The 14959-nt window shown below is 49.3% G+C and carries 12 protein-coding genes and 1 pseudogene; 1 reads left to right on the top strand and 12 read right to left on the bottom strand.

Features of this window, described 5'->3' with window-relative positions; genetic code table 11:
- Window positions 1-13 precede the first annotated feature (13 nt).
- The 12 genes from ACTOY7_RS08250 to ACTOY7_RS08195 all read right to left on the bottom strand — a co-directional run bounded on the left by ACTOY7_RS08250 (window position 14) and on the right by ACTOY7_RS08195 (window position 14230).
- Window positions 14-2191, bottom strand: coding sequence for a C40 family peptidase (locus tag ACTOY7_RS08250; protein ID WP_482671725.1), 2178 nt, complete (start codon window positions 2189-2191; stop codon window positions 14-16).
- A gap of 13 nt (window positions 2192-2204) precedes the next feature.
- Window positions 2205-2705 carry a hypothetical protein gene (locus ACTOY7_RS08245; protein WP_482672455.1) on the bottom strand — a complete coding sequence of 167 codons (501 nt, stop codon included), beginning with the start codon at window positions 2703-2705 and terminating at the stop codon, window positions 2205-2207.
- An 89-nt stretch (window positions 2706-2794) separates the two neighbouring features.
- On the bottom strand, window positions 2795-3637 hold the full coding sequence (locus ACTOY7_RS08240) for a phosphoadenosine phosphosulfate reductase family protein (RefSeq protein ID WP_160282825.1): 843 nt from the start codon (window positions 3635-3637) through the stop codon (window positions 2795-2797).
- A 127-nt stretch (window positions 3638-3764) separates the two neighbouring features.
- Window positions 3765-4292: a JAB domain-containing protein gene (locus tag ACTOY7_RS08235; protein WP_160282826.1), complete on the bottom strand. Its 528-nt coding sequence runs from the start codon at window positions 4290-4292 to the stop codon at window positions 3765-3767.
- Between the two features lie 133 nt (window positions 4293-4425).
- Window positions 4426-5208: a DUF6674 family protein gene (locus ACTOY7_RS08230; protein ID WP_482672131.1), complete on the bottom strand. Its 783-nt coding sequence runs from the start codon at window positions 5206-5208 to the stop codon at window positions 4426-4428.
- A 121-nt stretch (window positions 5209-5329) separates the two neighbouring features.
- Window positions 5330-6277 (bottom strand): hypothetical protein, encoded by a 948-nt coding sequence (locus ACTOY7_RS08225; protein WP_160282828.1) that lies wholly within the window; start codon window positions 6275-6277, stop codon window positions 5330-5332.
- Between the two features lie 326 nt (window positions 6278-6603).
- The gene (locus tag ACTOY7_RS08220) at window positions 6604-8979 is read right to left on the bottom strand and encodes a VirB4-like conjugal transfer ATPase, CD1110 family (RefSeq protein WP_482672130.1); all 2376 of its coding nucleotides are present in this window, start codon (window positions 8977-8979) and stop codon (window positions 6604-6606) included.
- Window positions 8980-8992: 13 nt separating this feature from the next.
- Window positions 8993-9751 (bottom strand): PrgI family protein, encoded by a 759-nt coding sequence (locus ACTOY7_RS08215; protein ID WP_482671896.1) that lies wholly within the window; start codon window positions 9749-9751, stop codon window positions 8993-8995.
- Window positions 9752-9825: 74 nt separating this feature from the next.
- Window positions 9826-10662 (bottom strand): hypothetical protein, encoded by an 837-nt coding sequence (locus ACTOY7_RS08210; protein WP_482671897.1) that lies wholly within the window; start codon window positions 10660-10662, stop codon window positions 9826-9828.
- Between the two features lie 271 nt (window positions 10663-10933).
- Entirely contained in the window at window positions 10934-11260 is a 327-nt protein-coding gene (locus ACTOY7_RS08205; RefSeq protein ID WP_160282831.1) for a hypothetical protein, read from the bottom strand.
- Window positions 11261-11392: 132 nt separating this feature from the next.
- Window positions 11393-13510 carry a VirD4-like conjugal transfer protein, CD1115 family gene (locus tag ACTOY7_RS08200; RefSeq protein ID WP_482671950.1) on the bottom strand — a complete coding sequence of 706 codons (2118 nt, stop codon included), beginning with the start codon at window positions 13508-13510 and terminating at the stop codon, window positions 11393-11395.
- 3 nt (window positions 13511-13513) lie between these two features.
- Window positions 13514-14230, bottom strand: a complete 717-nt coding sequence (locus ACTOY7_RS08195; RefSeq protein WP_482671951.1) for a hypothetical protein — start codon at window positions 14228-14230, stop codon at window positions 13514-13516.
- A 163-nt stretch (window positions 14231-14393) separates the two neighbouring features.
- Here ACTOY7_RS08195 and ACTOY7_RS08190 point away from each other — a divergent pair.
- Window positions 14394-14864 (top strand): annotated as a pseudogene (locus ACTOY7_RS08190) (IS91 family transposase); the annotation flags it as partial.
- Window positions 14865-14959: the final 95 nt, after the last annotated feature.

The raw sequence follows: 14959 nt of genomic DNA, 5'->3' as shown, positions 1-14959 counted from the left end.
TTATAGATTATTTCTATTGCCTTCCTCTTCCCGGCCTTCCATATAAGCCGACATTTGACGGGCTGAACGGATCATTTACTACGCCCCGCTCCGGGCTTGACGCATGGACCATCCTGCCGTTCCCGATATAGATCGCCACATGGGAAATGTTCCGGAACTGCCCGTTGTTTTCGTAGGAATAGAAGATCACATCCCCAGGTTCCAGCATATCTTCGGTCACTCCCAGCCCATGCTCTACCATATACTGCCCCTGTGTTGACGCAATCGCAGGCAGACTGATCCCGAACTGTGCGTAGCATCTCTGAACCAGGGAACTGCAGTCATAATACCCTTCCTCATATCTTCGCTCCTGGCTGTACTGGCATCCTACTTTGGTAAGCGCAAGGTTTGCCACGTCGCTTCCTGCACCGGAGGACGGGATCTCGCTTCGAAAGTCTGCACTCATAACCTCCCGCAAAAGTTCTTCCTGATCCCGGTTCAATTTTCCCAGGGCAATATAATCCTCAAAATTCAGGTTCCTTACATAACTGCCCTTTTTAGTGACCGATACCGTATTTTCATTTCCCTCTGCCAGAAATGCCTCCATGGTCACATGTCCCCAACGGGATGCCGTCTCATGGCTGTCAAAATAAATATCAAACTGCACCCCATATCTGGCAAAGGCTCCGGTATCTTCTACCACATATTCCTTGCCGCCCATGATGATCCGGGTTCCCATCGGTACAAATGGATCTGCGGCGTCTACGGCAATGGTATGGTCTGCTTTCGGCAATGCGCCGGAAGCCGTCGGATCGCCTGCCCACTGGCCGCAGCAGATGCTGCAGGCACAGTAGGCGCTTGTGACTACATTTCCCAGGGATTGTCCGGCCTGAACCGTAGTTGTCACAGTCTGGTCCTCAAAACGGTTCATCTCGTCAAATACTTTTTTCAGGAGCCGTTTGTGCTTTTCATCCATGATGACCCCCAGGTCTCCGGTCCCGTATTGGACCATATAGACCATCAGGGTATCCATGTAGTTGCTGACATAATTTCCGTCTTTTTCATGCAGATAGGAAACCGCGCCGTCTTTCCCGGCATTGGCGGAAACCGTTTGGTTGAATTCCATGTAATATCCTCCCAATACCTCCTGTATGGAAGGGGTATCGGCAGACGGGTTTTCCATGAACGCCGCAATCGGGGAACCATACAGGAGTACTACGATCAATACCACTGGAAGCGCCGCCAGGAATACCATCCCTGACAGCGGTGCCAGAAGCACTCCCAGATTTTGCGCTGTCTTTACCAGCAGGGCGGAGGCTTTCATCCTTATGATATCCTTTACGGTCTGACCCAGGCTGTCCTGTTCTTCTGAACCGGACAGTTGATTCAGCATGAACCGGAGCTTTCTCTGACGGATGGCACGGTTCTCGCCTTTCTGCCGAAAGACATTCCTCTTTTTCTTTCCCTCCTTTCGCAGAAACTTGTCTGCTGCTTTTTTCTTTTCTGCCCCTTTCTGCTTTTTTCCCGTAAGCTTCGGTCTCTCTCCGGTTTGTGCCTGGCCTGATCTGTCCGCAGAGGTTCCGCCTGGCTGTACCGTTCTGTCCATCCCCAGATTATTTCTCCTTACCGGCTCCCCGCCTTCTTTCCCGACAGCGGCAGGCAGGCCCTTGGGATGGTTCACACGGATTCCCGGCTCTGCCCCTACAGAACGTATTTTTAAATTCTCAGAAAACTCCCTGATTTTTAGCTTCCTGCGGTAGTCTGCCTCAGCCTGCGTGTTGGTCATCATATTTCTGTTTTGGTTTCCCCCTGTCCGCAGATTGGAATTGTTTTGGCTCTCCCTTATCCGCGGATTGAAACCGCTTTGATCGTTCCCGGTATGTTCCGTTTTCTTCTTTGGGATTCCGCTCTCTTTGATCCTGCCGTCTTTTTTATGTGTATATTTCCCATTTGCGGGCACACTGGCCAGAATACCATACGGACGTTTTTCGGTGTCTCCATATAAATTTTTTCCCTGAGCTGTTTCCTGGCTTTTCTCATTTTCAGACTCCTCTTCGTATTTTTTTCCAAGAATCGTAAAACCTGCCTCTTTCCGGCATATAATCTGCTGCTCTTTTTTCTTTACGGTCAGATTTCCTTTATGTACGGCAATCTCCGGCTCCTTTTTCAATTTCAGTTCCGGCTCTTTTTCTTTTACGTTTAAAATCCCCATAATCTGACTCCCTTCACCGGATACGGTCTGCCTGATACCAGACACTCTCAAACCAGTATCCGGCCAGGTTCCCTCTCCCACTGTTTTCCCAGATTTCCGGTTCCCTTGATCTTTCCAGCTCTATAAACGCATCCGACAGGTTCCCGGAAAACTCTGCGTAATCATCTTCTGTCAGCATATATCTGCTGCTGAATGCCACCTCCTCCAGCATATCCTTTTCAATGAGCCTGTCCAGGTCCTCCGGGGACAGGGGCGGTCCGAATCGTTCATAAGTCTCCTCCTTTATGAACGAAAACCGGTAGATCTCCTGCTGTTCCGGAGAAATCCGCATTTCCATCCCGCCGCAGAATAAAAAAATGGCATCCGCAGTCAACAGCGCGGATACCGTCCGGTCTCCAATCTTTTTTCTGGCTTCGCGCTCCGTCCCGTATTCCTCCCAGTCCGGAAGCCGCAGTTCCAGTTCCCATGCGTCATACTGTAATCCATAGGATATTTTGTATCTTTCCCTGATCATTACCACCTCCCTCTGCCATTTCGTACCATGCTTCTGTTTCCTTTCACCCACATGCGCAGGATCAGCCTCCAGAACGGAACCGCGGCATTTCAGTAATACAGTTCCTCCGTTTCCTCATCCCACAGCAGTTCATACTGTCCGGGCACCGGATCCTCTTCCATCCACCATCGGAATACGCCCTGCGCGTCTTTCCATCTTCCAAATCTGTCATCTTTTCCCTCCTGCCTCCGTATCAGCAGCATTTGTTCGAACGCCCGGATATAGGCCCTTTTATATGTGGGAAACAGTGCAAACTCCCGATATCTCTGTTTCCCGGCCATGGGGCACCCGATACATCCCACACGGAAGAACCCCATATCGTACAATGGGTTGACCGGGATTTTTTCCGCCCGGATATATTCCCATATGTCCCGGTCCGTCCAGTCTATGATGGGATTGCAGACATGTTTGCCCTTAAGCCTGCAGGATTCAAACAACCTCCTCCGGTCATCATTGTCATTATTCAGGATGATCTTATTCTTTTTTGTCTTTGCAAACGATTCATAGATTCCCCGCTGCTTCCTCCTGTAGCTTTCCGCCCACCGTACTCCGGTCACGATAAACCTGCCATTCCCGTTTCCTTCTTTCAGGACTTCACAGCAGTAGCGCGCGATCCGGGTCGGCGGGATCTTCTTTGCAGGGATCAGGCGCCACATGGTGGTACGCTGCCCCCTGTAGTATGGGAGATTGACCGCGCATGGGATGCCGGTTTCCCCTGCCCTGATGAACTGCTCCCGGATATAGTAGACCGTCTGGGGCGCATCTGCCGTAGTCAGGTTATGCATGATCTCATGGGGTACGCCGGAACGCCTTACGAGCTCCCGGCATACCGCACTGTCCTTTCCTCCGCTGTCCATTACAACCAGCGGCTTCCCGTAATGTAAAAGTGCCATCTCACTGGCATTTCTGATCCGTTCTATTGCTTTCCTCTCTAAATCCAACCGCAAAAAGGAGGGAAGATATCTTTTACCCGGCCGGAACTCCGCCTCCTTTCCCTATTTTTCTGTAATTATATCTGTTTCATCTCTTCGCACCCTCACTGAAAGAATAAGGGATCTTATCTTCCGCCACCTTCATCTCTTCCCAGATCTGATTCACCTTTACCAGAAGCCCCTGCTCAAGAAAGCTAAAATACTGTCCATAGCAATTTGTGATGATATGGTCCACGACAGGGATCCCGATCATGTCCCCGCAGAGCTGCAGCTTTTTCGTAACAATTATATCTTCCTGGCTGGGCGCGGGATCTCCGGATGGATGGTTATGCAGGAGTACCACATGCGCGGCATTGGAAAGGATCGAAGATTTAAATATCTCACGCGGGCACACCAGGGACGAGTTCAAGGTTCCCATAGCCACGATATTGGCATTGATCACCTGCCCGTTCGTCCGTAAGTTCAGAATACAGAACAATTCCCTGTCGCAGCCGCTCAGCTCCTTCGCCATCACCTCCGCGGCATCCTGCACGGTCTTCACCTTTTTACTGCCAAGCAGCGGCGGCTCATCCACAAGCCGCACACTGACCATTTTCAATTCATGCCCCGCTTCCATCTGTGCCCTCCCATGAAATTTCTAACATGACGCCGTCCGGAAGATATTCCAGCAAAAGTTTCAGCTGTTCCGCAGTCATACAGATTTCTTTTTCTGGATCCATACGTTACATCCTCCTTTCTTTTTTCCATTATCACCTTAGCTGTAGAAGTTCCGGGTGCCTGCCTGGGCCAAAGTCCCGGGCATCACGGAGTTCCTTTGCGATTTCCTGCACCGAAGCCACATTTTCCGGCCGCAGTTCGGCCGTCTGGTGCAGGTGCTCCACATGAGCCCTTGCCATCAATACTTTTTGTCCCAGCCCTGCAAGTATCTTTTTACAATATTCCATTCCCGCCCGTATCTTTGCCATAGCCCCTGCATCTCTGTTTCTTGTGGGGACCTCTTCCGCGGATTTTCCAACAGCAGCCCTTCCGATGTTTTTTGCATGGCCTTTCATGGCGTGGAATTCCTCTGCCATACAGTCTACGGCCTGCATCTTGTTCTCCAGGCCTGATACTGCCTGTGTCAGAAGCGCTTCCGCCCTGCCAAGCCCCTGGGATACATGTGTCGTACTGAAAACACAGTCAAGTGCCTGCACTCCTTTTTTTCTCAGGTTCTGCATTGCATTTTGGATTCCTTCAATCACTTCTGCCTCTGCCGCCTGGGCCTGCTTTCCAAACTGATGCATGTTTTTCTGGATCTCCTCCTGCATCCTGCCAAGCCTGGCTTTTATGTCCGGCTCCTCCACGGTCTGTATCTGCTCCAACAGATAACTGATCTCATCCATGGCGTCTGCCAGGTTCGTCTGGATAGACTGCAGACATTGGATCAGCTGCCCGATATCCTCTGCCTGGTTGCTCCTTCCGGTCTGCTCCAATATACTCCGGAATATTTCCACTTGTTCCGATTGCGGAAATGACAAAAAACTTGATTCCATTTTCCTTCCCCTTTCTGCCTGCGCTGCCAGTCACTTTGAAACGCAAAAAGAGTGCTTAAACACAACAGCGGTTTAAACACTCTTCCCATTCATCTTTATTGACTATTTTATACTCTGCAGGTTATTTTACAACTGTATTCCATACGAGGATCGTATTCAGGTTTCCTGCCAGTCTGTCCACATCCTCTTTTCCAAGGCCGGTATATAATACGATCTTATCTCCCGGTTCGTTCGCCCGGATCATGCGTTCAGCCATCTTATTCGCCCTGTTCTGTTCGCCAATCCCAATGCCTTCTTCCAGGTATTGTTCCTTAAACATCTGCATGGTCTCCGCTTCATTATACTCTGTAATACACATGGATTTCACCTCCGCCCTGTGCCCGACCAGAAATGGCCTGATCTCAAAATTCTTTGGAAGCTCATCGATCGTCTTATCAACAGCCTCCTCAATATTCATATGTCTGCTGTATTCCCGGATCTGCTGGATCAGCCACGCATATTCCTCCAACGGTTTGCAGGCCGACAGCAGTTCTTTATTCTGCCCGTAATTGATATTGAACATCCGTACCCGGACTGCAATATCCGGTTCCATCCCTTCTTTGCTGCTTTCTTCTGCCCCGGCATCTGTTTCAGGATCCTGTTTTTCTCTTCCTGCCTGGAACGCGTCCTTTAATTCCAGGATCCGGTCTCCATAGTTGTCCTTTCCGTTATAGAAAACAACCAGTTTTGGGATTGGCAGCGCAACCAGGGTATCGCCATAGATATTCAGCTTGTTCTCATGGATATATTTATCATACAGCTTTGCGGCATACATCAGTTCCCTGACCGGCATATTGGGATTGTATGTTGCCTGCTGCTCATAAATACTCATGATATCCGTAATGATAAATGAAGCATCATTTTTCATTCCCATATAGAGGACATCTTCCATCGTTGTGATCCGGATGCTGTCCGGATCCGTATGGGAGGAACGGTTCACTGCATTGTACAGGCTCAGTGTCCATTTCTTATTTTCTTCCCTTCCAAATAGGAAGCAGAACAGGCGGTCCTTATGCTTGGTATTAATCATGTTTTCTATCCCTCCATCTGTGTAGTGAACGGTACTTTTCCGCAGACACGGTGACCCGGTAATCCTGCGGAATAGGAATTGCTTAAAAAGCTGGCTCTCTGCGCCTATATCCTCTGGTGATATGGATGTACCGTTTCCTGAACAATCTGCACAGTGTTTTGGAAGCCGCCCTCTTTTTCTAAATTATAACATGGTATTCCCCGGATTGCCATAAATATTTACTGCCAATATCCGATATGGTTCTCTCATGTTACTGTAAACACGGTATCGGACACTTGCTACACAGCATCCGACCCAAAGAGTAACATTTTTATCTGGATTTCCCGTTATGGTTCATAGTCGGTCGGACCGTGAACTACAGCTTTCTCATGCAGATTCGTATTGAACAACGCATAGATCGGGTTTTCTTCCTTCCCCATCCGGTTATCAAACGGAATGCATACGCTCCCATGCTTGATGATCCCGGTCCCGGACGGGGAATTATTCACAAACCGCAGCTGTGCCTCCGGGATGCCTGCCACCCTGGAGAGCTCCTGGCTGTCCACATTCGCCTGCTTGAGCAATGCGATAAACTCACTGTTGCCCAGCATTGTGACCGCCGTATAATTCTGCAGCATGTCGGTGATATTCTGCGTGATGCCCGTGCACAGCCCGCCCAGCTTCCGCACTTTTTTCCAGAGGGTATACAGATATTTTGCGCTGTATTCTTTATCCAATACGGTGTGGAACTCATCAATGAACAGCCAGGTGGCTTTTCCCTTCTTTGCGTTTTCCGCGATCCTGGCGCTGATATTTTCCAGCATGACAAGTGTGGAGATCGCCCCCAGCTCTTTCCCAAGATCCCGGGTTCCATACACCAAAAACCGCGCCTGCACATTCACATTGGTGTGATTGTTGAATATATTGAGGGAGCCATTGACAAACAATTCCAATGCCAGGGCGATGTCTTTTGCTTCCGGCTCCGGCTGCTCCATCAAAAGGCTGTAAAATTTTGTCATGGTCGGGATGTGCTTCTCCCTGGACCTTGCGATGTCGGTATACAGCTTCCGGACACAGCGGTCGATGATGGATTTATGCCGGCTGTTCAGGGAATCGCCGTAACACTGCTCGCACAGTCCCAGCATGAACTCTCCCTTATCCCGGATCTGCCCGTTGGAATCGTTTAAATCCAGAGAATCTACATCCATTTCAAGAGGGTTGATATAATTCTTCGTGTAAGTCGAAAGGTTGACGATCGCAGCCTGTTCCCCAAGCGCCTCCGCAATGTCAAAATATTCCAGTGTAGGATCGATCACAATGATATCATCCTCGGTCCCCAAAAATACCTGCAGCATTTCTGACTTGCTGAAATAGGATTTTCCGCTTCCCGGAATCCCGAATACCATGCCGTTTCCATTGGCCAGGTTCTTCCGGTCTGCAATGCAGAGGTTATGGGACACCTGGTTGATCCCGTAGCAGATACCTTGTTCATTCAGTTCCTGCACGTTGAACGGAAGCAGGGCCGCGATGTCCCTGGTCAGCATGGTCCGAAGCGTGGAGACCTGCCGGTTTCCCACCGGAAGCACCGTGTTCAGCGCCTCCATCTGTTGGTAGTGGTGGGGTTCGATCTGGCACATCCGGCCATTCCCCATATTCCGCAGGGTCTCCGTAATGCTGTCCAGATCTTCCTTTGTATCCGCCATGACCACCATATTCACGCCTACATAAAACAGGTTCTGGTCATTTTCCCGCACATCGTCCATCACGCCCTCGATCTTTTCCTTTTGTACCTTTTTGATATAGGAAATGTCTGAGGAGAAATCATGGTTCCTGTTCCGGACACGCTGCTGCTTCAAGATATCATTTTCAATCCCAAGGTATTTCTTCTGCAGCACCCGGTTCGTCAATTCCTTTGGAACCGGCATAATGTCGATGGTCATCATGCTGTGTACCGGCAGGTTGGTGATCTCATTGATGAAGGTATCCGGCAGGGAAGCCGGGTATTTCTTGATAAATAATGCCCTGCATTTCTTCCGGTCTGTCTCAAAATAGTTTGGATAAAATCTCATATAGCCAGCGGAGATACTGTTCTTCGCGTCCCCGCCCCGCTTCATGCATGCCCGGAAATTGAACCGGAACTGTTCTTCATCCCCCATACGGTAGAAGTTGAATAAGATCCGCAGCCTCTCTTTTGCGTCAAGTGGCTCAATGGTCGAACCCAGTTCGGCGAAATTCTGCTTCAAGGTTGCTTCGAAGGTCGCGAAAAACGCTTTTGCCTGTTCGTAGCCTTTCCGTTCCACGCATACGGTCAGATAGCGTTCCTGCTCGATCCCCTGCTTTCCTTCTACGATCCGCGACTCCGTGATGCGGTTATATGCTTCCCGGATCCAGTCAAATCCATCCCCTTTTCTTTGGAACAGCACATTCTCCCGGAACTCCTGCATATTTTTATTCCGGTTATTGACCGTGATCTTAAAGGAAACATCAATGGCATTGACGGTTTTGCAGTACTGCTTCAAAATCTCCATCTGGTCCTCCGTACCTGCCGTAACATAGTTGATATCCTGGAAGCGGTACGTCCTGGAATACCTGCCTTTCACCACTTCAAAGATCCCTTCCCTGGAAATACGCTGGAATCCCATAACCTCCTGTAAATATTTTGGTGCTTTGACCGGCTTATCCGATCTCTTTAACTGCTCAAAACGGTCTGAAAAAATCGACATGATATCCTCCCCTCTATCTGAATTGTCCGTACCAGACGGCTGCCATCGCCGCCCCCGCCGCCAGAAACGCCGTTAGCGTCAATATCCATCCGATCACCATCACTGCGATCAGTCCTGCGGACTTCCTTTTTTTCACGACTGTTACCATATTTTTACTCCTCCTTCTCTTCCTTTTGTTTCGCATCCTGTTTTTTCCCAGCTCGTCTGCCCTTGAGTTTTTTTCTATCTGTTTCGGTTCTTTTCCAATCTCCATCTTTGAATTCATTTTTCTGGATTGATTCATTTCTTCATTTCGCTTCGTTTCTCCATTTCTATTTTTCCTGCTTTGATCCGCTTCTCTGTTTGTGCTCTTTTTTTTGTATTCCTTTATTTTTCTACTCTCTTTCGTAGTCTTTTCTTCTGTGCCTGCTTTTCTCCCCAGCCCCTTCTGTTCCTCCTGCCTTTCTTCGGAAACAATCTGCTCCAGTTCCTCCATAGATTCTGTTGACCAATAGAGCAGCGGACGGTTGAAAAAAGCAAAATGAACCATCTTCCCTGCAAACTGCCAGAAAGTAAGCCCATGGTAATGATAAAATCCGGTCAATGCCAAAGGCACAACAAACGGCGTTGCCACGTAGCAGCTCAGCGTGACGCCGATCCTGGTATGCAGTAACAGCATGACCGCCGTGCCTGTCCCCAGGGCCAGGATGCTGAAAAATGCCTGCTTTACGGTCAGCCCCAGGATGAAACTTTCCTTATAATGCTGCAGGTCTTCGCTCAGTTCTATCTCCATTTACTCACACCTTTCCACAAGAAGCTGCCGTATACAACGAACAGTCTTCCATTATTTTTTTATTTCTTTCCCCATCATAATCCCAACGCCCGGGAAGTAAGATTCTGCGCCCCTTTGACCGTCCCTACGGTCAGCGCGGCGGTAAATGTCATCTCCCCCAGATAGATCAGGGTTTTCGCCCAGTCCGCATAATCCCCCGTAAACGCCGGAAGCCCGGAACTGATGAACGTATTACAGAGCAGGATTGCCAGCGCCATGGTAACGGCTTCAAAGACAACGCTGATGAAATATTTCATGAAGCTCACAAAGGTATTGCTGACTCCGCGGTTTCCCGCCAGGGTGCTGCCTGCGATCGCCCCGAATGGTACAATGACCATGATCTTCAAAAAGCGGAAATATACATTGTACAGCAGGAAAAATCCGCAGATTATGACCACCAGGGATAAAAAGACCGCCAGGATCAAAAACACGATACTGGTGCCAAAGCCCAGATCCCTGATCACATCAGCCTGGGCAGGGTCTATGGACAGTTCCGCGGTCTGATTCGCGCCCAAAAGTACGACCAGGTTTCCGCAGGATGTAAACAGCGCTTTCATAACCGTCAGGTTATAGGAAACCATCCACTGTGCTACTGCTAACCGGACCAGCATCCTGAGAATGACTTCAAACCGGATCTCCTCCCGGATATCTACGCTTTCCGCACAGAAGCCTATGACAAAGAACAGGACCACCAGGGCAGAACCGATCCCAACAAACAGCGGCTCCACCCGTTCCACGATCCCCCATGGCCCGCCTCCCTTAAATCCGGCGGGTGACTGCCCCAGCAGTTCAAATACCAACGATACCTGGGAATTCCAGAAACCGAATACGATCTCCAGCAGTGCAAGTATCGCCTCTCCCAATTTAAACATTCTTATTCCACCTGGCCGGGAATCTTACAGCGGTTCCCGGCCTCTCCTTTCCTTTCCATTCTGCAAAACAGGTCTGCTAGTATAACTCACGATAATTACCGCTACCTTACACGCAGGATAAATTTTCATATGCAAGAAGGCTGAATGAGGCGATGCCGGTAGCATCATCGATTGAAGCCGACGCAGCAGATGAAAATTTAGACAAGTGAAAGGTGTGGATAATTATCGTGGGTTATACTAGGCCATACATTCCCTCTTTTTCACTTGAAGGTCAGGCGATCCCCAGAAAAGAAAGCACCGAAGAAATGCCTGCCATAATCAATCCGGCGACGATCCCTTTGATGGCACTGTTCATCGACGAACTGTCCTGCTGCTGGTATGCCTGGGCAAACTCCATGACATTTTTTGCAAGGATGATCACGCCCACCGCGCCGATGATACTGATCACCAGTGTTTTCAGGTTGGTCAGCGGCTGTGTGACTGAATCCACCCCGGTTGCCTGGACACCCTGTGAAACATACAGGACCACTGCCATCGTACCTGCTATTACCTCTGCAGCTGCTTTTTTTATTTTCTGTTTATAAGACATCTTTCTCATATCTATCTTTTCCTTCCTATATTTTTTCCAACCGTACCGTTGGTATTTTTTATTGCCACCGCCATACGGGCATCCTGCCGCCTGCAGAGTTTCCGCTATATGACGGTATTCAACAGTCTGCTGTTCCGTCTGCTATACAGACTGTCCGCTGCTCTTAACAGTCTCTGACTTCTTTATGTAGTTCTCCCTGGATTCACGTATCTGCTCTGCCGTGTTATGGACATCCGCTATTTTTACAATCTCCCCGTAAGGGATCCCGCTGGCAATACATGCCCGGATCTCTTCAAGCTGTCCCTCACTGTACGGGTTTGCGGTCAGCATTTCAAACATCACTCCTTCTTCTTTCTTTTTCCTGTCCCTTTTTACTGGGCGGCTGTCTTCTTTCCTGTTTTCTTCCAGTTCTTTCTCCGTAAAAATCTTTTTCGACACAGGGTCTGACGTGAACACCTCTTCCTGGGTGACGTCCAGGATCCGTACCGGCTCCCCATCCTGCTGCTTCTTTTTGTAATACTGCATGGATTCCGGATTCAGCAGCTTCACATTTTCCTGGGTTCCTGCCGCCTTGATCTCATGTACATAAGGCGGCACGCCTCCATCCTCACTTTCCTGGAACAGCGGATGCTTAAATGTATTATATTTTTTATCTATGATCGGGTCACAGCCACGGATCAGAATAATACACTGGTCATTAGGGAGCTTGCGGACTTCATCCGAAGTCAGCAGTTCCCTCCCCAGGACATCATAATTCCGGGAGCTGCTCCCGTTCCTCCCCCGGGTCTCCCCGCTGGTTTTCTTGTCGATCGTGCCTTTTCCAAGGCTTTCACTGATGTACTTGTGGGACGTGGATTCATTGCCGCCCAGATAGATCAGGGTATCCGTGTTGCCCGGGATCGTCTCCCAGGTGTCTTTAAACAATGCTTTGATCTGCGCCAGGTTCTGTATGATAATGATGCAGGAAATTTCCCGGGACCGCATGGTGCTGAGCAAAGAGCAAAAGTCTTCCGGCAGTGCCACGTTGCAGAACTCGTCCATCATAAACGTAACGTGTATGGGCAGCCTCCCATTGAAATGGAAGTCCGCCTGATAATACAGTTCCTGAAAAATCTGGGAATAGAGCATGCCTACAAGGAAGTTATAGCTTTTGTCCGAATCCGGGATGATACAGAACAGCGCGGTCTTTTTTGTTTTATCCCCATCGACACCGATGCCGATCTCCGGGACCGCCATTTCATCCTGATCCAGAATCCGCAGGATCTGTGGATTTTCCAGGATTCCCAGGCGCGCGTTGGCGCTGATAATAATGCTCCTGACCGTATCCCCTGCCCCCCGCACGACTTTGTGGTACTGGATCACAGCCGGGTGGGAGCTTCCCTTTTCCCGCTCCAGCTTCCGAAACCGCTTGTCCAGCTCCGACGGGGAACCGTCCCCGTGTACTTCCGCTTCATTGATCAGTTTCAGTACCATACGGAAATTCCGCTGTCCTGGTCCGCACTCCATCCACACATAGAGGAAGATTGCCTGTAGGTATAAAGATTCCGCACGCTCCCAGAAGGGATCGCTGCTGGAAGCGTTTTTTGGTGTCGTGTTGGTGATCAGGTTTGTGACCAGCTTTACGATATCAATTTCCGACCGGATATACTCAAACGGGTTGTATCCGTTGGAACGTTCCATCTCCACCAAGTTCAGGATCCGCACCCGGTATCCGTGCCGGGCCAGGAAGCCTGCACAGCACCGGGCGATCTCGCCCTTAGGATCGGTTGTGATAAAGGAGCTTGTAAGCTGCATCAAGTTTGGCTTCACCAGGAAAAGTGTCTTGCCCGCGCCGCTTCCCCCGATGACCAGGTAATTCAGGTTCAGCCTGGTTTTCCTTGTGTCCATGGACATCCTCACATTCTGCGAAAGGATCCGGTTATTCCGGTCATCCGGATCTGCGTACTTTTTCGATATCCGCCTCGGATCCGCAAAGACTGCGGTACCGAATTCTTTTCCCGGCATATACTTTTTCCGGCCGGTCATGTGGAGCAGCACTGCGGCCATATAGACAAGCAGTGATATCAGGATTGCCTTCACAGAGTTTTCATCCCAATAATTGGCTGTCAGATTTTCCGTAACCCTGCGGAACCGGTCCATAAAATCATAAATATCTGTCCTTGGCTGAAAGCAGGCGTTCAGGAGATACCCTGCATATGCGGCACCCACAGCCCCGACTGCCGCAATCCAGAAAGGACCTCCTTTTTTCTGATACCGCATCCCCTACCTTGCCCTCCTTCCCGGCGTTACTTTAACTGTATGCCCATTGCTATTGTTTCGATTTTTCTGCGGAATTTTTATCTGCTGTCCGTCCTGTCTGATTTCAATCTGCTGTGCTTTTCTCTGCTCCAGGTTCTGTTCGATTTTCGTTTGCTTTACTTTCCGCTGTGTCAGATCTTGTCCGATTTCCGCTTGCTGTGTTTTTTGCTGTTCCTGCTTCTGCCTCCTTCTGATCCGCTCCTGCTCCCTCCCTTCCACATTTCGGTTCACCGGATCATAACTCTGCTGATACAGCTGCTGTCCGGTCATGCTGCGGATCAGACGGTCTGCAGCGTCTACGATCTGGTATTCCCTCTCTTTCTCAAGCCCCGCATAGACTGTTTTGTTTTTATTGATCCATGTGATCTCGGATTTCGGCAGCCAGAGATACTCATTCTGCCGATAGGGGATCCTGGTCTTGATCCCTTTCTCGGTTTCCTCCATCACTAGCTTACGCACAACGGTGATCCCGTTGACATCCGGATTTTTGGTGTACTCCTTCTGAACCCTCCGGATACCTTTGATCTGATCGGAAGGCGTTTTATTTTGCATGGAAGCATCCAAAACTGCCCCTGACCCGATACATGGATCCTGACCTCTGGCCCTCTCATAGTTTTTCTCGTACTCCTGCACCATCTTTCCGACTTCTGTGCGGTCTGCATTGGAAAAGTAGTCATCCATGCTTTCCATCCGGGATCCCTGTATCTGCTCCATGATTGCCTTAATACGCGGAACCGCCTGGGAATGCAAGAAAGTGCCTACGGCACATCAACTCCCCTAGCCCCTCATTCATGAGGGGAATTAGGGGGTTCCATTTTTTCCCATTCTAGTTCATAATAGTCTCATGAACATACTAAAGAAAATATTCACAGAGTATTTTGAAGAAATTCAATATATCCTTCATCCTCGTCCTGTTGTGATGGAAAATATCGAAAAGATGATTAATTGTGGGGATCCTTCCTATGGCGGTGCCATGTATGGATGCCCTCATTGTGGTAATTTTAAATTTGTCCCTTTCCGATGCCATTCCAAGTTTTGCCCCACCTGCGGCAATAAATATTGCATTGACCGTTCCACTAAAATGTCGTTTAAATTGCTCCACGGGCCCCATCGCCATCTCGTTTTTACGATTGACGAAAAACTCCGTCCTTTTTTTCTCGAAGACCGTTCCCTGTTGGACTGCCTCTTTCGCTCTGTCCGCAGTGTCATCATGGAACTCTTTCACAAATTAAACAAACGTAAAAATTTCGTCCCTGGTTTTGTCTGTGTTCTTCATACCTTTGGACGCCCCCTTGAATGGAACCCTCATATCCATTATGACAAGCTGATTATTATGGGAAGAAATTGAATCAACCCTTCTATTTCAGCTATATCCAGCTTTGTTCTCTTTACATAATTAACGCCCAAGAC

The sequence above is a fragment of the Schaedlerella sp. genome, assembly GCF_056796775.1.
This window is presented reverse-complemented; position numbering and strand designations above follow the sequence as displayed.